We start from the raw sequence: 17,051 nt of genomic DNA on the forward strand, positions 1-17,051 counted from the left end.
TGTGGACACCCCAGTACGCGCTGGCCGGGACATCCCGGTCGCCGAGCAGATCATGCTCGGAACGGACGTCCTGCTCGAAACGGACATCAGGGGCAGTGGTGGTGTTCAAGGGGGTCCTCATGGCTTCGTTGACGGTTTGACGGGAAATCAGTAGTGTGCGGCGGCAGGCCTGATTGATGGCAGCCGCGTACAAGGCATGAACGTTGGTGTTCCGCAGTCCAAGGATGGTGGGCAGAGTGATGGGGCATGGTGGTGCGATAGTCCGTGGCGCGCCGAGGGCACGCCGAACCGAGGCTGCCGCTGGCAGCGCGTTTGTAGCGAGGATGTTAGCTTTGGCAGCCGGATATAAGCTTGGCTGCCGGGATGAATCAAGGACCGGCGGGACCGCCGATCAGTTCCCGCCGTCGGGCACAAGGCTCCCCAGCGCACACTCCACACCGTGCAGGTGGCGTGTCATGGCCCGGGACGCTTCTTGGGCGGATCCGCGCTCGATGGCCACGAAAATGCGGGCATGCTCGCGGTTAGATTCCTTCCGCCGATCAGCGACGAGATTCAGGGTGTTCGACTGGTCGGCCATGGCCTCGCGGATGTCCGCCAGAACCCCCACAAAGACGCCGTTGCCGCTGCACCGGGCGATAGTGGCGTGAAACTCAGTGTTAAGAAGGATCCACTGCTGGAGATCATCTTCATCAGACATGGCCCCGAGAATGTCTCGAAGTGCCTCCACATCTTCAACAGTCCTGCGTTCGGCGGCAAGGGCGGCAGCCGGCACTTCGATGTGTGGCCGCGCCTCCACCAGGTCACGGGCGGAGTACTTGCCGAGCTTCAGGTCCTGAACGGCCCGGTCAGCGATGACAAAGGTGCCCTTGCCGGTGTAGGTAGCTGTCAGGCCGAGCGCGTTGCAGGACTTCAGTGCTTCCCGAACCATCGACCGGCTTACGCCGTATTGCTGGGCCAGCGATGCTTCCGAATCCAACCGGGCTCCGACAGGAATCTTGCCGCCTTCGATGGCACTTCGAAGAGTTGCAAACACGGCTTCGGCGGCGCCGACACGTATCACCTTATCTTGTCCGACTGTCCGGCTGTCCAACAGGTTCATGCAGCAAATATGGCATGCCTCACTTACGCCTGTCAACGTGTTTCCCAAGTAAGTAGCAGTACGCGCCGTTCCGGCCCTCAAAACGGCGCGTGCTGCTACTTAGAGGTTCAGCCGATAGGCGGTGGATGGTTGCGTCATCGGCCGGTGGAAGCGCGTCACTTAACGACAATGCAGGCAGCTAAGGCGCTACTGGCGAACTTCAATCTCGGGGTGGTGCTCCATGACCCACCTGGCCATCCGACTATTTCGAGCTGCGATGAACTCCAGCGTGGCCCCCCGTACGTCGCGTACTCATCTCTTGTGGCCGGTGTCCCGGGCCGCTCGAAGTTGTCGAACGGCAGGAAGAATAGTGTCGAAGACGCGCATGTTCGAAGTGTATGCGCACATCAAGCTATTGAGACGGATCCACAGTTGTTTTTCGGTTACGGCCAAGGGTTCCCGGCCGCAAGCTTGAGGGGCTGCCAGGGCTGCGGGGGTCCGGCGTCACTTCGCCAGCGTCAGCAGCCCGCCTTCCATCACGGCCTGGCGCGACAGGGTCTTATACCCCTCCTGCTCGAACAGCACGGTGATCACGTCCTCCTCGTGCCGCATGACCAGGCCCGGCCCCCATTCCTTATGTACAACGGCGGCTTGGAGCGGGAAAGGTTCCCCGCCCGCGGCGGCCGCGGCGCCGTCGTCGTAATCCGCCTCGTACGCGGAGCCGTCGGTGCACGTATCGCAGTTGCCGCATGGCTCGGGGAGGTCCTCGCCGAAGTAGCCCAGCAGGAACTGGCGCCGGCAGCCGTCCGTCTCGGCGTAGCCGCGCATCATCTCGATGCGGGAGCGGTCCACACGCTGGCGTGCTTCAGCATGGTCGACGGCGCGCTCCACCACCCTGGGCAGGTTCGCGCCGGCTTCCAGCCGGATGCCGCGCTTGCCGGTCCTGACGGCGCGGGTTTCCTGCAGCTGGTTTACCAGCCCAGTGAGACGACGCGGGGAGAGGCCGGTCTGCTCGGCGAGGGCCTTCTGCTTCATCGGCCCGTCGGCGTCGCGCAGCACCTGAAGGATGGCCAGCAGTGATTCCTCGTCCGGGGTGTGCGTGCCGAAGAACTTGCGCAGGCCCAGGTCCTCGGGCCGGTAGTGGAGGACCGCGGCGGCGGGTTCGGCGTCACGCCCGGAGCGGCCGATCTCCTGGTAGTAGCTGTCCAGCGATTCGGGGATGTCGGCGTGGATGACGAAGCGGACGTTGGGTTTGTCGATGCCCATGCCGAAGGCAGTGGTGGCCACCACGACGTCGAGGTGGTCGTCGAGGAACTGTTCGTGGACGCGGTCCCGCTCGCTCTGCTTCCGGCCGGCGTGGTACGCCTCGGCGCGCAGCCCGCGTTCGGTGAGCTCCGCGGCGTAGGCCTCGGTGTCCTTGCGGGTCGCGGCGTACAACAGGCCGGGACCCTTGAGCCCGGCCACCTGCTCGAGCACGGCGCTGCGCTTGTCCCTGTCGTCGAAGTGGCGGACGACGTCCAGCCGGATGTTGGCCCGGTCGAAGCCGTGGACCAGCACCAGCGGGTCCTTCATGCCCAGGCGCTGCTGGATTTCGTCGCGGACCGGGGGAGAAGCGGTGGCGGTCAGGCCGACGACGGGCGGGTTGCCCAGCTGCGAGCGGACCTGGCCGAGGCGCAGGTAGTCGGGGCGGAAGTCGTGCCCCCAGGAGGAGACGCAGTGCGCCTCGTCGACGACGAACAGCGAGATGTCCAGGGCGGCGAGCCGTTCCACGGTTTCGGTCTTGGCCAGCTGCTCGGGGGCGAGGAAGACGAAGACGGCGTCGCCGCGTTCGGCCGCGTCCCAGGCGGCATTCACCTCGGCATCGCTGCGGCCGGAGTTGATGGCGACGGCGGCCTCCCCGCCGAGCGTCTCCAACAGGCCGTCCAGCTGGTCCTCCTGCAGGGCGATCAGCGGCGAAACGACGACGGCGGGACCGCGCCCTGCGCTGTTTGGCCCGCTCCGGGCCGGGCGCCCGTCCGGTGCCGGGCTGCGCTGGGTCGGGTTGCGGTGCAGCTGCAGCGCCGCGACCTGGTAGATCGCCGACTTGCCGTAGCCGGTGGGCATCACGGCGAGGACGTCCCGGCCGGCAACGAGGGCGCGCATTCCGGCGAGCTGGCCTTCGCGGAGGCGGGGGAGCCCGAAGGTGCCGGCCGCGAGCTGGCGGAGGCCGGCGTCGGGATCTGCGGCGGTGTCATTGGCGGTTGTGGGGGCGATGGCCTCGGTCATGATGGCAGCTCCGTGGGTGCGGTCCAATGGCCGGGTGTCTTCAGCCGAGATGTCCAGCCTAACGCGGGTCCGACAATGAGCACACGTCCAGCGGGAGGACGACGACGGCGGGACTGCCGCCGCTGTCGTCGTGCCTGTGTTCCCGGTGGCTCAGCTCCTGCCGGGTAACCCAGTCCCTTCTCCCCATACCGCCGTGCCGGGTCAGTGGGTACGGTTGCCACATGCAGAAGATATCGATTGATGCCCTGGCCACGCAGCAACTCGAGGCCGCGGCCGGAACCAGCAACGGCCGCGCCGCCGATACAGTCTTTGGCGGACACGAGAAAGTGCTGCGCCAGACCGTCATCGCGCTCAAGGCCGGCAGGAACCTCAGCGAGCACCAGAACCCGGGGGAGGCCACGATCTTCGTCCTCCGCGGCTCGGTCTGGCTCCGGGCCGGCGGTGAGTCCTGGCAGGGAAAGTCCGGGGACCTGCTGATCATTCCGGAGGGGATGCACAGCCTGGACGCGGACGAGGATTCCGCGGTCCTGCTCACGGTCGCGAAGGTCAACCAGTAGGCCAGGCCAATAAAGGCGCCGGAGGCTTAGCTGCCTACGGCCGTCGTTTCACCTTCCCTCGTGCTGCCGCTGCGACGCCGCTCCGCGAGCCCGCAGGCGACGGCGATACCCGCCGTCAGCGCGACGGTGGACAGCAGCTGGATCCTTGCTCCGGGATCGAGAAAGCCAAGGATGAAGATGGCGGCCAGAAGGGCCATCGCAACATAGGTCAGAAGCGGGAACGCCCACATCTTCAGGGGAAGTTCACGGCCCTCCCTGTCGGCCCGCCGACGCAAGACCAGCTGTGACAGAAGCACGGACGTCCAGACCACGAGCACGGTTGAACCGACCAGGTTGAGCAGCAGCGGCAGCACCTGGCCCGGGAAGAAGAGCTCCAGCACGGTTGATCCGATCCCAAAGGCAACGGAGGCCAGCACCGCGAGGGCCGGCGCCTTTGACCGGTTGAGGCGGGTCAATACCCGGGGCGCCTCACCACGTTCCGCCAGCGAATACACCATGCGCGAAGCGCCGTAAAGGTTGGCGTTGAGTGCAGAGAGAAGGGCGATGACCGCGACCAAGGTGATGGCGGCTTCCGCACCGGGAATCCTGGCGACGCTGAGCACCGCCGCAAACGGTGAGCTGAGCTGCTCGGAGTCCCACGAAACGACGGTGACGATCACCAGGATCGATCCGATGTAGAACACCATGATCCGCCACACAACGGTGCGAATCGCCTTGCCAACGCTGCGTACCGGGTCCTCGGTTTCGGCGGCTGCGACGCTGACGATTTCCGTACCGCCAAAGGCGAAAACCACGACGAGCAGCGCCGAGGCGATGCCGGCCACTCCCGTGGGTGCGAATCCGCCGTTCCCAAAGAGGTTCGACAGTCCGGGGGAGGTGACGGCGGGGAGCCACCCGAAGATGAGGGCAGCACCGATCAGGATGAAGGCGCCGATGGCGAGGACTTTGAGGATGGCGAACCAGAACTCAAATTCACCGAAATTACGCACGCCCGCCACATTCACGGCCGTGAAGGCTGTGACAAAAACCAGCGATAAAAGCCAGACCGGAAGATCCGGCAGCAGCGTTGCCAGAAGCCCCGCCGCTCCCACGGCTTCTGCAGCTATCACCACCACCAATTGGAACCACCACAGCCAGCCCAGGGTTGAACCGGCGGTCTTGCCAAAGGCCTTCTGGGCATAAACCGAGAAGGCGCCGATATTGGGGTTGGACGCCGCAAGCTCCCCCAGTGCGCGCATCACCAGGATCACCAAGGTCCCGGCTACCAAATAGGAAACCAGCACGGCAGGGCCTGCGGCCTTGACGCCAACACCCGAACCCAGGAACAGGCCCGCACCGATGGCGCTGCCAAGTCCCATCATGGTGAGCTGCCGGGCCTTCAAGGTTTGTCCCAGCGCCGGCCGGGTCACGGCCGGAGGAGGGACGAGGGTAGCTGCCTTGTTCATATGTTGCCTCGCATCAGGGTATGCAAGCGGATGGCTCCGCTTGGAGGTCAGTAACCGCGGCGAGCGGTCATCCTTGACCGGCTCGCGACTCCACGATGGGGAGTCCGAACGTGACGCTAGTCACTTCTGGGCAGGGAGTGCAAGCAAAGCCGAAATCAATGTACAAGCTGCTATTTATTCTGGCGGGCGATGGCGGCAAACTGCACAGCTTGCACACCGCTGGGATGTGAACTTGCCTACCCCGGGCCCTGCTCTTAACGTGTGTTCGAAGCCACAGGAACGCACCAGGGCCGCTTGGCACACCAACATCTGGAGGACACATGACCATCCCGCAGCGAACCGGGTTCGAGGCGATCCCGTCCTATAAGCAGGGAACCCTCCCCAAGCCTGTCGATGGTTTGGAACCGTTCAAGCTGTCGTCCAACGAGAACCCGTATCCTCCCTTACCCTCAGTGGCGGAGGTCGTGGCAGCCGCAGTCGGGAGTATCAATCTCTATCCCTCCATGTCCGCGGACGCCCTGACCGGCGCGCTGGCAGAACGTTGGCACGTTGCCCCCGAGAGTATTGCTCTTGGCGCGGGTTCGGTGGAGGTTGCTTCCCAGCTCATTCACGCGGCAACCAACCCGGGGGACCAGGTGATGTTTGCATGGCGCTCCTTTGAGGCCTATCCCATCCTGGCCACGGTCGCAGGAGCGGTTCCACAGCCTGTTCCCTTGACGCCGGAAGGTGGCCATGACCTACCAGCAATGGCGGCTGCTTTGACCCCGCGGACACGAGTGATATTCCTCTGCAATCCCAATAACCCCACCGGAGCGGCGCTGACTGCCTCCGCCGTCGAACAATTCCTTGCAGCAGTGCCATCCAACGTGCTGGTTGTCATTGATGAGGCGTACCTGCACTTCAATAAGCATTCCGAAACGGCCATTGGAATCGACCTTTTCCGCAGGCACTCCAATGTTGTTGTCCTGCACACCTTTTCCAAGGCCTACGGACTGGCAGGCCTCCGCCTTGGCTACGCCATTGGTGGCCCTGAAGTGATCGCTAATCTGCGAAAGGCCGCGATTCCTTTTGCAGTCACCGCCCTGGCCCAGGCCGCCGGAATAGCCTCGCTCGACGCCGAGAAGGAACTGCAGGAACGCATCGACGTCCTGGTTGCCGAACGCCAGCGCGTCTATGCCGGACTGCTCGACGCCGGTCTGCCGGTGCTGCCGTCGCAGGCAAACTTCCTCTGGCTGGACAGCGGCGTCCAGACCGAGGCCGTCGCCAAGGTATTCGAAGCAAACGCGCTCTCCATCCGCGCCTTCCCCGGTGAAGGAATCCGCATCTCTGTCGGCACTCCGGAAAGCAACGACCGCGTTCTTGCCGCCGCCCGGCAGGCCGCCTCCCTGCTGAACTTCCCATCCCTGATCGCCTAGGACAAAAGATGACGAACAACCAGACCGTTTCCGACGTTGTTGCCGATGTGTGCGCCAGCCGTGCAGACGTGGCTTTTGGGCTGATGGGCAATGGCAACGCCTTCTTTATCAGCAACCTCACCAGCCGTGGCATGCGCTATGTCAGCGCGCGGCACGAGGCCGGAACCATCGCGATGGCAGATGCCTATCACCGGGCGTGCGGCAAACTTGCCATTGCGACCGTCACCTATGGGGCCGGGTTCACCAATAGCCTGACTGCCCTCACCGAAGCGGCAAAGGCACGCATCCCGATGGTTGTGGTGGTGGGTGATGCCCCCACCACCGGAGCCCGGGCCTGGGACATCGACCAGGTCATGGTGGCGCAAGGACTGGGCGTCCAGACGCTGACGGTTACCCCGGAGAGTGCCGCGCGGATCACGGAGGAAGCCTGGTCGATCGCGTTTCGGAAGCGGGTGCCGGTTCTGGTGGCGATTCCCTACGACATCTCGGCTTTGGAAGCCGGCCCGCAACAGGCACCGCAGAACCCGGAATCCATCCAGCCGCTACACCTTGATGCGCTGGCCGCACAGCGAATTGCCGGGCTGCTGATGCAGGCCCAACGGCCTTTGATCATCGCCGGACATGGTGCTGTGGTGGCTGGGGCGCGTGCTGCGCTGCTGGAACTGGGCGACAAGCTGGGAGCTCTGTTTGCCACGTCGGTGAGGGCACGACAGTTTTTTGATTCGCCATGGGACCTGGGCATAGCCGGTGGCTTCGCCCGGCAGGAGAATGTGGACATCATGCGCAGCGCGGACACGGTGCTGGTGGTCGGGGCAAGCCTGAACACCTTCCAGACGCGCTACGGCTCCCTGTTCTCTCCTGACACCGTGGTGATCCAGGTGGATGAACTTGAAGCACCTACCTGTGACCAGGTGACGGACTTTGTGTGGGCAGATGCGGCCGCCTTTGCGTGGTCCCTGGCCGACGCTGTCCGGCCGGCGGCGCACGGTGGATGGCGGGCGGAACGCCCCGACGTGGCAGATGGCTCGCTGCGCCTGAACCAGTCGATAGCCGAGTTCGCCCCGGATGGCCGCCTCAACCCGCCCGCCGTGGCCCAGCTCCTGGATTCCGTCCTGCCGGCCAACCGCACCATCGTCCAGGATGGCGGACATTTCTCCGGCTGGGTTCCGATGTACTGCCAGGCCCCCGATCCTGAGGGCCTGATGATGGTGGGAACTGCCTTCCAGACCATCGGCCTCGGCCTGCCGGCAGCGGTTGGAGCAGCCGTGGCCCGCCCCGACAGGATGACGGTCCTTATTTCCGGTGACGGCGGCGCCCTCATGGCCCTGGCGGATCTGGAGACCGCCGTGCGGACGATCCCCAGCGGCGTCATGGTGGTCTTCAGCGATGCCGCCTACGGTGCGGAAATCCATCAATATGCGGTGCGCGGCCTGGATGACACGGCCATGCAGATCCAGGAAGTGGATTTCAGCGCACTTGGCAGGGCAATGGGCGCCCAGGGCATCAAGATGCGTTCCCTGGCGGACATTGAAGTCCTTGAGCAATGGCTGGCCGATGGCGCCGAGGGCCTCTTCGTCCTGGATGTTGCTATTTCGCAGGCCGTCGTCGCCGCCTACATGCGCGAAAGCATGGCCGGCATACTGGCTGCTGCCTAGCAGCACCCCCACAGACGGCGCGGTGGCCGCCCCAAGGGGACGGCCGCCGTCGTACTTTACGCGTGAAGGGCGCGTCAGCCGAGCACGTACGCCTTCGGGAGCTTCATGCCGCGCTCTTCCATGAGGCTGCGCAGGCGCGTGGGGTAGTCGGTGATGATGCCGTCCACGCCGAGGTCCATCATGGCCTCCATGTCGGCCTTGGTGTTCACGGTCCACGGGATGACGGGCAGGCCGAACTCGCGGGCCTCCGCGATCATTTCCGGCGTGACGGTGCCGAAGGCGGGGGAGATGACGTCGTAGCCCAAGGCGGCTGCCGCCTTGGCGAGCGACCCGTGGTAGTCGTCGATATCGATGCCGCCGAGGTTGGGGCTGGCGCCGGGCTGGCCCGCCTGGAGCCAGGCGTCGCCGCTGGAGAGGGCCACGAGGGGGAGCTGCGGGGCGATCTTCGCGGTCAGGTTGAGCGAGGACCAGTCGAAGGACTGCACGGTGGTGCGGTGCGACATGCCCGCCTTGTAGATCTCGATGACCACGGCCTTGGTCAGCGCCTCCATGCCCGCGCCGCCGGCCTTGCCGTCCTCGACCTTGGTCTCCACGTTGAAGCGGACCTTCTTGGCGTTGAAGCTCGAGGCCAGCAGGAAGACGTCCCTGAGTTCGACAATCCGGTTGCCCTCGATGACGTCCTGCTCGGGATAACCGGCCAGCTGCGTGAAACCGCAGTTGAGGGTCTTGATCTGCGCCAGCGACAGCTCGGCCACGCGGTCGCCGACGTAGGGGAATTCGGCGTCGCCCGGGGCAGCGGGGGCGGTATCCGCGCACTTGTTCGCCTGAATCGTGTCGTCATGCCAGACGATGACCTTGCCGTCTTCGGTCAGGTGGGTGTCCAGCTCCAGCGTGGTCACGCCCAGCTCCAGCGAGTTGGCGAACGCCGCCAGGGACTCCTCGGTCCATTCGCCGCGGCCCCCGCGGTGGGACTGCAGGTCAAAGGAGCCGTTGCGTTCGGTGGTCTTGATTGCTGCAGGGCTCGACGACGCAGTGTTCGACGATGCAGTGTTCGACGACGGCGGGCTGGCTTCCGCGGCCAGAGCGGCGACGGCGGGGCTCGCCAGGGAGGCGATGAGTGCGGCGGCGGCCGCGGCGGTCAGGACTGTGCGCATGGGTATGGTTCCTCCTGGTTGCGGGTCGCCGACGCTGCGCCGGCGACCCGTCCACTATAGGAAGACCAGATGACAAAACGCATGACCGGAGTTGTCAACGAGGTTAACGGAGGGGTCGTGCCGGGGCGTGGACAGCGTCCCAGCAGCACTAGCCCGCTTAATCGAAGGTCATTTCGGTGTTGCGGCAGGTATCAAATGAACTGCATTCAGGACCTAATAACGGCATATTGACAGCGTTGGCACCCGGGAAGACAATCTGCCTTAACGGGGCATTCTGCCTCGTTTCCAAGTATTTTCGGCGCTGAGTCTGGGCCATTTCTGCTAGGCGAGGGTGCGAGCGAGGAGGGTTCTCATGTCTTGGGAAATGTCCGGAAAGTATATTTCGAATTGCAACTGTCAGATGATCTGTCCGTGTCCCGTGGACGGTCCGCCCACGGGGCCTAACGGGGAATGCCGCGTCACTATAATCTTCCACATCGCCAGCGGCCGGCTCGATGACACCGATCTTTCGGGCGTTGACTTCGGCTTCTGCCTCAGCCTCCCGTCGAACCTGACCTCGGGCAACTGGAAGGTCGGCATTGTCCTCGACGAAGGCGCCTCGGATGGCCAGGCCAGCGCCCTGGAGCGCATACTCCATGGCGACGAGGGCGGGCCGTTCGCCGACTTCGCCGGCTTCTACGGTGAGTGGCTCGGCGTCGAGCACGGAAACGTCACCTTCTCCGACGGCGACACCCCGTCAGCCTCGGTGGCAGGGCACACAAACTTGGCCTTCGAATCGCTTCCGGGCCCGGACGGAGGAGTCACCACGGTCAAGAACGCGATGTTTGGTTTCGCCCCCGAGTTCCTGATCGGTAAGGGCAAGGGCGGCTCGGACCTCTTCGGCCTTGACTTTGAGGCGGTCTACGGCGAGACGGCGGACTTCACCTTCGCAAGCGAGATGGCCGAGGGCGCCTCCAGGGGCCGGGCCTGAACCCGGTTGACTGATGCTGCGCAGGAAACTGTTTAAGAGAGGCGGCGAGCACCCAATCGGGCGCGCCGCCGTTTCACCTGCCACGGCGTCCGCTTCCCCTGGCGCCGCTGTTACACCCGCTGCAGCTGCTTCACCGGCTGCCGCATTCCGGGCCGATCCGCGGGAACTCGGCCTGATCGCCGTCCTGCTGGTACTCGCCGCGGCGAGCTGGGTCTTCACCTCGGTGCAGATGAGCGGGATGGACATGGGCCGCTGGACGGATCCGGGACCGCTGGGATTCTTCCTCACGACGTGGGTCGTCATGCTGGCGGATGATGTTCCCATCCGTGGCACCCATGGTCGTCTCTTACGCCCGGATTCACAGCCACCGCCGCAAGATGGGGCGGTATGCGCCGCCGGGGAGCACCGCCATTTTTGTGGCCGGCTACCTGATCACGTGGACGGCCTTTTGTGTGATCGCCTATTTGCTCTACATGTCTGTCGCGTCCCTATTTCCCGGGTTCTTCACTTCGGAACAAGGCAGCCGATATCTGGCAGTCGGAGTGATCATGGTGGCGGCCGCCTATCAATTCACCGCCGCCAAGGACCTGTGCCTGATGAAATGCCGGACGCCGATGGACTTCATCCTCCACCGCATGCGGCACGGGTATGCTGGCGCGCTGCGTATGGGACTGGAACACGGCGCCTGGTGCGTCGGATGCTGCTGGGCGTTGATGGTGGCATTGTTCGCGCTCGGCGTGATGAGCGTCGGCTGGATGGCGGTGGTCGGGGCATTCATTGCTGCGGAGAAGATGCTCCCCTGGAAACGGTTCGCCAACCGCTCGGTCGCCGTGGCGCTGGTGGTGATTGCGCTCGGTGTTGCACTGTCGCCCGCTCCGACGGACGGCATGGTGATGTAGCAGCGGGTTTTGCACGCCGCTATCCGGCATTCAAGCCTGGGGGATTTTTGATCGGTCTCATGCACGAGGGGATTCGGAAATGGCTAGCGGGAGTGGACTGATCGAGCGTTTTTACAGGGAGATCCTCGAGGGTGGGAACCTCTCCCTCATTGATGAGTTGTCGTCGGACGACTTTGTGGATCACGAAGAGGCTCTTCCCGGACAGCCGCCTGGCAAGGAGGGCGCCCGCTACTTCGTGAATGCGGTGCGGACGGCGTTCCCGGATATCAGGGTCAAGTCGCTCGAGCCGACGCTGGTAGACGGAAATATGGAAGCGTGCCACGTAGTCCTCACGGGCACTCATCGTGGAGAGCTGGCTGGCATTGCAGGAACGGGCAAGAGCGTCGAGTTCGGCGGGACCGACATCATCCGTGTCGAGGGCGGTAAGGTCGCAGAGCACTGGGGGACCACCGACAACATGAGGCTCATGCAGCAGATCGGCGCAATCCCCGGATAGCGCGGGCCTGGTTACCGTAGCGTTCTGCGGCGGCCGCCCAAACCCGGGCGGCCGCCGTCGTGGTTTAGTTGAGCGCCTCCGTGATTTCTCATGGTCGCAAGCTGCAGATACTGGGCCGATGAAGGAAATCCCGACATACACGGCAAATGTGCCCCTCATCCGTCAGAATAATGACGGCGCATGGATTTTCTTGGGGGATGCCTTTCTACGGTGAGCTGCTGCCCTTAAGCCTTGGGCTGCATCATCACAACATCGAAAGGCACCATCATGACCCAGTCCAATGCAGAACAGCCTCCGGCCCCTTCCGAAGCGGAAGCGCCGATGACAGCACGCCCCGGCAGCCATGCCGTAAGCCAGCCCGCCTCGAATCCCTTGGCTGAGGCTCAGGCACCGGCAACGCTCCCCGTACAGTCATTCGACCCGTCTCAGCCGCCGATGCCCGCCCAGCGCCACGGCCTTCCAGCACATCTTGCCCAGCAGCAGCCCCCGGCGCCTACAAACCATCAGAACTACCCGACACCGCCGCAGTACCAGACGCCGTCGCCCTCGTATCAGGGCCAGAGTCAGTATCCGCAGATGTCACAGCAGCCGCCGATGCCGAACCCGGCCTACGGCTATCCGCAGCCCAAATCCAAGCTCGCCGCCGGACTCCTTGGCATCTTTCTGGGCGGACTTGGCATCCACCGCTTCTACCTGGGGTACACCACGATCGGGATTATTCAGATTGTCCTCACGGTATTCCTGGGGATCTTCACGTTCGGGCTTGTAGGCCTGTGGGGTTTCATTGAGGGCATCATGATCCTCGCCGGCGCCAACTACTTCCGGCAGGACGCGAAGGGAATTCCGCTTCGCGACTGAGTTGGCCCGCTACGCTCATCGTCCATCCGAATACCAGGGAGAACACCTTGACCCAGATCATCCACGATCGGCGGGAACAGCTTGAGCAGATCAACGCCGGGCTGCTCCAGGGCGAAATCGTCTACGCTGTCTACGACTGCATCGGAGTTGGCACCGGCTTCATCGGCATCACCAACATGCGCGTCATCCTGCAGGACAAAAGCTTCGTCGGCAATAAGCTTGCCATCGTCTCCGTCCCGTACAAGAACATCCGTTCCGTTTCGATGCTATCCAACAAGTCGATGCTTGGCCGCTTTGCCTCTTCTTCCAGCATTGGCATCGACACCGGCGGCAGCATCAAAGAAGCTGATTTCCGCGGCGATGACAAAGCCAAGCACGCCCACGACCTGATTCTTTGGAACGTGCTGCAGTCATAGCAGGCTTCTACAAGGGCGGTCGGTTGCGCCGGCCGCCCTTTGACATCTCAGGCGGGCCCGCATTTCCCGCCCGGTGGCCACGGCAGGAAGGGCTTTCCGGTGTAAATCACCGGTGGGTGTGTGGACGTGCCCGCATCCTGGAGAGCAGCCATATGGTGCGGGGGACCGGCCAGGCAATGGCCAGCGCGAGCACGGGCACGAGCATGACTCCGACGTCGGGGAACTGGCGGATTATCACCGCAAGGTTGGTGTCGAACTTGGTGGGGGCGTAGATGAAGCACAGCCAGAGCGCGAACCCGTCGAGGACGAGCGCGGTAAGGCCCACGGCCCACGGCATCCACCGCTTGCCGCCGGATCTCCAGAGCAGAACGTAGAGCGCCAGCCCCAGACTCAGCAGTTGTGCCAGCAGCAGGGCCAGCGAGACGGCCCAGCTGTTGCGCTGAAGCCAGTCCTCGTGAACTACGGCCGGTGCGGGCGGCTGCCCGTGGAGAATCCGCAGGACGTTGGTATCGATGGCCTTGAGCCGTGACGGGGCCGACGTGTCATTGGCATTGATGACCAGGGCAACACCAAGGCTGGAGGCGGGAACCATCGCCTGGTAGGTGTGCGAATTGCCCCATTCCCCCTGGTGCTCCACGAGCAGCGGCAATGTGTCCATGTCGGGCTGTTCTGCGGGGTCGGCGGACTCCACGAGGCGCCGGGTGAACCACCCCATGGCGTACCCCTTGGTCTCGTCCACCTGCACCCGTGGCTCGAGCAGGGCCTTGACGCTTTCCGGCTTAAGAATGCGGCGCTCGCGGTACAGCCCCTCGTCCAGCAGGGCGATCAGCTCGTGGCTCTTGTCCTCGGACGAGGCGTACATGGTGGTGGACGGCATTCCGGTGGTGGGTGCGGGCACGCGGGTCGGCTGCCAGAAGGAGCCGAACCACAGCGAATAGCCGGCAGCCACGTTGTCCTCGCGGGCAGCAGCACGCGTGGGATGGCTGTGGGTCATCCCCAGGGGCTCGAAGACGTACTGCTCCATGTACTCCCCGAACGGCTGGCTGGCGACTGTCTGCACCAGGAGGCCCAGGATGTTGAAGTTGGCGTTGGCATATCCGAATGCCTCGCCGGGGATTCCGGCCAGACGGGAACCTGACAGGGCGCGCACACCTTCTTCGATGGCCTGCGGCCCCTGTTCGTCGGAGCCTTCGAAGGCCGTGTCCTTGGAAGCCATGCCGCTGGCCTGATGGAGCAAATGGCGGACCGTGATCTCGGAAGCGCGGCTGCCCTTCAACGTAAACCAGGGCAGGTAAGTCCGTACCGGCTCATCCAACCGGAGGCGGCCGGCCTCAACCTGCTGCATCACGGCAATGGTCGTGAGGGACTTGGTGGTCGAAGCCAGCAGCACCGGAGTCTGGGGAGTCATCGGCCGGCCCGAGTCATCGGCGCGGCCAAACGCGGCAGAGTGCACCTCGACGCCGTCCTTGACGACGACGATGGCAGCTCCGGGAAGCCCCATCGCGTCAATCTGCTCCCGCAGGAAGACGTCCACCGCCTCAAATGCCTGGTCCGGGATCGGGGGCCCGGCCGCAGACGTTTCGACGGCGGCGGGCGCCGGTGTTTCGACGGCGACCGCTGCCGGCGTGGTGAAGCAGAGAAAGGCGACCGCCAGGAAGCACGACAGAATGCAGCGCGATGACGATGAAATCTCTCGCATGCCCGTACCTGCCTCGGCCGACCGTCTCTACACGGTATTGCCTGACCAGAGGGAAAACAACGACCGGGTTCGTGGGGATAGCGGGAAATTGTCAGTGGGTTGGCGCAGCATTGGAGTGTAAACCAGCTTTGAAAGGGGCCAGATGCTGGAAACAAAGATGCTGGAAACACTCACTATTCCTGATACAAGACTCGAACTGATGCTGCAGGTCCAGCCGGAAGAATCGCTGGAGTGGAACTCGGAAGTAAAGGGGCAGTACACGGACTGGCAGAACCTGGAATCCTCGTCCCATCTCGTGGCCGTTATCCATGGCATCTCCCACGACGGCGACTGGCTCGTGGTGCAAACGAAAGGCCTGGACTCACAGCCGGCAGGGCGGTACGCCCAAGCCATGAACACCGGCAGGGGATACCAGCTGGAGGTCGCCCATGTGAGCGACGGGACAACGTACAACTGGCGAGTTGGGCTGGGCCTGCTGGCGGATGAAGCCGGCAACGAGCCGTACAAGGAAGTGACCCTTTCGCAGAACCTAAGTCTGGCGGCGGTGTCGGAAGTGATGGTGTCATGGCTGCACGGGCAGGGATTGCCGCTGGGGTATGGCGCAGCCTTGCACGTGTACCGCTAAGAGCACGGTGGCGGGGAGAAGACCACGCCAACCTTCACGTCAATGGGTGTTCGCCATTGGCTGGTAACCGGTTCCCCTGCGGCCGCAATCTCCAGGTAGGAAGCTATACGGCCGGCAGGGGTCCGGTGCTAACCGAGGCGGTACGGCAGGGAGGTAGCAGCGAGATGCGGATCCTCCGCCTGGGCTGCCGCCCCGGTAACCGTGCTGAGCCGGGGTGTGCCGGGGGCACCATTCACGGTCAGCCTCACCGGCGAGGCAACGATGGGCAGCGGGACCGCCATGATGCCTTTCCGGCCGGAGAGTTCCAGCACTCCGGCATCGATGATCATCCGGAGTTCGGACCCCTCATCCGCCGGGAGGAACGCGTCGACGAAGTCGCTGTTCCCGTCGGCCGTCACCCGGAGGCCCTCCCCGTCATGCCGGAGGGTGGCCAGGGGCCCTTCCAGGGTGGCCAGACGGAGGGCCGTCCCGGCGGTGACGGTGCACCGCAGGTCCGCGCCGCCGTCGAGCACGGTCTCGTAAACCGCGGTGCTGACCTGCTCGAGGGAGGCCGGCTGGGAGTACGCCGCGAGGTCGGCGTGCGGGGTGGCCACCAGGGTGTCGCCGTCGAGGGTCAGTGTGTGCGGAATGCTCAGCGCGCTGGCCCACTGCCCCTCCGGGCTGATAACGCCGCGGACCCAGAAAATCAGCGACGGCGCTCCATGCCTGTCCCGGAAGAAGGACGGGGCGTAGTAGCTCTTGCCGAAGCTGAGCTGCCCCCAGGAACGGGCGGTGAACTTCCCGTCGGAGTAGCTGCCCACGCCGTAGGCCACATAGTGCAGCACGTCATCCTCCCAAATGGAGGTGACTAGGACGTGGGAGCCGCCGATCTCAAACAGCTGGGGGCACTCCCACATGGTTCCGGTCCAGACGGGGTCCGTCTCCGCGCCGGTCCGCTGCGCGGCGATGCCGTCCAGCGTCCACTGCGAAAGGTCCGGGGAGCTGTACGAAACCGCGGCGGCGGTTCCTCCCTCCAGCCCGGCGCCTACGAACATGCGCCACTGCCGGCCGTCGCGGAAAACGAACGGGTCCCGGTAGGCCACCACCCCGAGATCCGGCGCGGTCATCAGCTTCCCGCCCTTGGTCCACGTGGTCCAGGAGGCATCGTCCGGGGTGGCGGTGCGGACCGTGCCGATGCCGATGTCCGGTTCGGTGACCGATGTGTAGAACATGGTGGCGGCGCCGTCCTGGCCGGTAACAATGGAACCCGACCAGACGCCGTCGTCCCCTTTCCCGGGGGCCACGGCGACACCCTGCTCGGTCCAGGCGATCATGTCCGGGGAGGTGGCGTGGCCCCAGTGGCAGTTGGAGGCCCACGTGGTGCGGCCGGGAACGTACTGGTAGAAGAGGTGGTACTGGCCGTCCTTCCAGGTCACACCAAGCGGATCGTTGATCCATCCTTCGGCGGCTGTGAAGTGGAGGGCGGGCCGGGGTTCCTGCGTGTTCATGCTGATCCTTCTGTGCTGGCTGCTGGAGGGGC

The 17,051-nt window shown here is 64.5% G+C and carries 16 protein-coding genes; 9 read left to right on the forward strand and 7 right to left on the reverse strand.

Annotated features, from left to right (window positions below; genetic code table 11):
* Positions 1-391: 391 nt before the first annotated feature.
* Both J7E80_RS01750 and J7E80_RS01755 read right to left on the reverse strand, forming a co-directional pair.
* The gene (locus J7E80_RS01750; protein ID WP_215049768.1) at positions 392-1,099 is read right to left on the reverse strand and encodes a FadR/GntR family transcriptional regulator; all 708 of its coding nucleotides are present in this window, start codon (positions 1,097-1,099) and stop codon (positions 392-394) included.
* A gap of 483 nt (positions 1,100-1,582) precedes the next feature.
* Positions 1,583-3,343: a RecQ family ATP-dependent DNA helicase gene (locus tag J7E80_RS01755; protein ID WP_215049914.1), complete on the reverse strand. Its 1,761-nt coding sequence runs from the start codon at positions 3,341-3,343 to the stop codon at positions 1,583-1,585.
* A gap of 221 nt (positions 3,344-3,564) precedes the next feature.
* On the opposite strand from J7E80_RS01755, the gene J7E80_RS01760 reads away from it, so the two are divergent.
* Entirely contained in the window at positions 3,565-3,900 is a 336-nt protein-coding gene (locus J7E80_RS01760; protein ID WP_215049769.1) for a cupin domain-containing protein, read from the forward strand.
* 26 nt (positions 3,901-3,926) lie between these two features.
* Here J7E80_RS01760 and J7E80_RS01765 read toward each other — a convergent pair whose 3' ends face one another.
* On the reverse strand, positions 3,927-5,345 hold the full coding sequence (locus J7E80_RS01765; protein WP_215049770.1) for an amino acid permease: 1,419 nt from the start codon (positions 5,343-5,345) through the stop codon (positions 3,927-3,929).
* 320 nt (positions 5,346-5,665) lie between these two features.
* On the opposite strand from J7E80_RS01765, the gene hisC reads away from it, so the two are divergent.
* Positions 5,666-6,760 carry a histidinol-phosphate transaminase gene (gene hisC / locus J7E80_RS01770; RefSeq protein ID WP_215049771.1) on the forward strand — a complete coding sequence of 365 codons (1,095 nt, stop codon included), beginning with the start codon at positions 5,666-5,668 and terminating at the stop codon, positions 6,758-6,760.
* Between the two features lie 8 nt (positions 6,761-6,768).
* A complete protein-coding gene (locus J7E80_RS01775; protein WP_215049772.1) occupies positions 6,769-8,415 on the forward strand; it encodes a thiamine pyrophosphate-binding protein in 1,647 nt (548 codons plus the stop codon).
* Positions 8,416-8,489: 74 nt separating this feature from the next.
* On the opposite strand, the gene J7E80_RS01780 is transcribed toward J7E80_RS01775, so the two are convergent.
* Complete coding sequence (locus tag J7E80_RS01780) at positions 8,490-9,569, reverse strand: glycerophosphodiester phosphodiesterase family protein (RefSeq protein WP_215049773.1); 1,080 nt, start codon at positions 9,567-9,569, stop codon at positions 8,490-8,492.
* Between the two features lie 364 nt (positions 9,570-9,933).
* On the opposite strand from J7E80_RS01780, the gene J7E80_RS01785 reads away from it, so the two are divergent.
* Complete coding sequence (locus tag J7E80_RS01785; RefSeq protein ID WP_285291783.1) at positions 9,934-10,539, forward strand: DUF1326 domain-containing protein; 606 nt, start codon at positions 9,934-9,936, stop codon at positions 10,537-10,539.
* 130 nt (positions 10,540-10,669) lie between these two features.
* Here J7E80_RS01785 and J7E80_RS23580 read toward each other — a convergent pair whose 3' ends face one another.
* On the reverse strand, positions 10,670-10,876 hold the full coding sequence (locus J7E80_RS23580; protein ID WP_251036323.1) for a hypothetical protein: 207 nt from the start codon (positions 10,874-10,876) through the stop codon (positions 10,670-10,672).
* Between J7E80_RS23580 and J7E80_RS23585 the strand changes: the two genes are divergently transcribed.
* The 4 genes from J7E80_RS23585 to J7E80_RS01805 all read left to right on the forward strand — a co-directional run bounded on the left by J7E80_RS23585 (position 10,875) and on the right by J7E80_RS01805 (position 13,208).
* Entirely contained in the window at positions 10,875-11,438 is a 564-nt protein-coding gene (locus J7E80_RS23585) for a DUF2182 domain-containing protein (RefSeq protein WP_251036324.1), read from the forward strand. The two genes, J7E80_RS23580 and J7E80_RS23585, sit on opposite strands and share 2 nt — an antisense overlap.
* A gap of 79 nt (positions 11,439-11,517) precedes the next feature.
* Positions 11,518-11,934 (forward strand): ester cyclase, encoded by a 417-nt coding sequence (locus J7E80_RS01795; protein ID WP_215049775.1) that lies wholly within the window; start codon positions 11,518-11,520, stop codon positions 11,932-11,934.
* Positions 11,935-12,201: 267 nt separating this feature from the next.
* Entirely contained in the window at positions 12,202-12,792 is a 591-nt protein-coding gene (locus J7E80_RS01800) for a TM2 domain-containing protein (RefSeq protein WP_215049776.1), read from the forward strand.
* A gap of 47 nt (positions 12,793-12,839) precedes the next feature.
* Positions 12,840-13,208 (forward strand): PH domain-containing protein, encoded by a 369-nt coding sequence (locus J7E80_RS01805; protein ID WP_215049777.1) that lies wholly within the window; start codon positions 12,840-12,842, stop codon positions 13,206-13,208.
* Between the two features lie 106 nt (positions 13,209-13,314).
* Here J7E80_RS01805 and J7E80_RS01810 read toward each other — a convergent pair whose 3' ends face one another.
* Positions 13,315-14,907: a serine hydrolase gene (locus J7E80_RS01810; protein ID WP_215049778.1), complete on the reverse strand. Its 1,593-nt coding sequence runs from the start codon at positions 14,905-14,907 to the stop codon at positions 13,315-13,317.
* A 142-nt stretch (positions 14,908-15,049) separates the two neighbouring features.
* Here J7E80_RS01810 and J7E80_RS01815 point away from each other — a divergent pair, with 142 nt between their 5' ends.
* On the forward strand, positions 15,050-15,532 hold the full coding sequence (locus tag J7E80_RS01815; RefSeq protein WP_215049779.1) for a hypothetical protein: 483 nt from the start codon (positions 15,050-15,052) through the stop codon (positions 15,530-15,532).
* 128 nt (positions 15,533-15,660) lie between these two features.
* Here J7E80_RS01815 and J7E80_RS01820 read toward each other — a convergent pair whose 3' ends face one another.
* Positions 15,661-17,019: a glycoside hydrolase family 32 protein gene (locus J7E80_RS01820; RefSeq protein WP_215049780.1), complete on the reverse strand. Its 1,359-nt coding sequence runs from the start codon at positions 17,017-17,019 to the stop codon at positions 15,661-15,663.
* Between the last annotated feature and the right edge of the window lie 32 nt (positions 17,020-17,051).

It is taken from the genome of Arthrobacter sp. ISL-28 (assembly GCF_018613875.1).
Classification (GTDB): domain Bacteria; phylum Actinomycetota; class Actinomycetes; order Actinomycetales; family Micrococcaceae; genus Arthrobacter.

Coding starts and splice junctions, on each gene's coding strand:
- J7E80_RS01750 (WP_215049768.1), bottom strand. CDS start 1,099: ATGAACCTGTTGGACAGCCGGACAGTCGGACAAGATAAGGTGATACGT.
- J7E80_RS01755 (WP_215049914.1), bottom strand. CDS start 3,343: ATGACCGAGGCCATCGCCCCCACAACCGCCAATGACACCGCCGCAGAT.
- J7E80_RS01760 (WP_215049769.1), top strand. CDS start 3,565: ATGCAGAAGATATCGATTGATGCCCTGGCCACGCAGCAACTCGAGGCC.
- J7E80_RS01765 (WP_215049770.1), bottom strand. CDS start 5,345: ATGAACAAGGCAGCTACCCTCGTCCCTCCTCCGGCCGTGACCCGGCCG.
- hisC (WP_215049771.1), top strand. CDS start 5,666: ATGACCATCCCGCAGCGAACCGGGTTCGAGGCGATCCCGTCCTATAAG.
- J7E80_RS01775 (WP_215049772.1), top strand. CDS start 6,769: ATGACGAACAACCAGACCGTTTCCGACGTTGTTGCCGATGTGTGCGCC.
- J7E80_RS01780 (WP_215049773.1), bottom strand. CDS start 9,569: ATGCGCACAGTCCTGACCGCCGCGGCCGCCGCCGCACTCATCGCCTCC.
- J7E80_RS01785 (WP_285291783.1), top strand. CDS start 9,934: ATGTCCGGAAAGTATATTTCGAATTGCAACTGTCAGATGATCTGTCCG.
- J7E80_RS23585 (WP_251036324.1), top strand. CDS start 10,875: ATGGTCGTCTCTTACGCCCGGATTCACAGCCACCGCCGCAAGATGGGG.
- J7E80_RS23580 (WP_251036323.1), bottom strand. CDS start 10,876: ATGGGTGCCACGGATGGGAACATCATCCGCCAGCATGACGACCCACGT.
- J7E80_RS01795 (WP_215049775.1), top strand. CDS start 11,518: ATGGCTAGCGGGAGTGGACTGATCGAGCGTTTTTACAGGGAGATCCTC.
- J7E80_RS01800 (WP_215049776.1), top strand. CDS start 12,202: ATGACCCAGTCCAATGCAGAACAGCCTCCGGCCCCTTCCGAAGCGGAA.
- J7E80_RS01810 (WP_215049778.1), bottom strand. CDS start 14,907: ATGCGAGAGATTTCATCGTCATCGCGCTGCATTCTGTCGTGCTTCCTG.
- J7E80_RS01815 (WP_215049779.1), top strand. CDS start 15,050: ATGCTGGAAACAAAGATGCTGGAAACACTCACTATTCCTGATACAAGA.
- J7E80_RS01820 (WP_215049780.1), bottom strand. CDS start 17,019: ATGAACACGCAGGAACCCCGGCCCGCCCTCCACTTCACAGCCGCCGAA.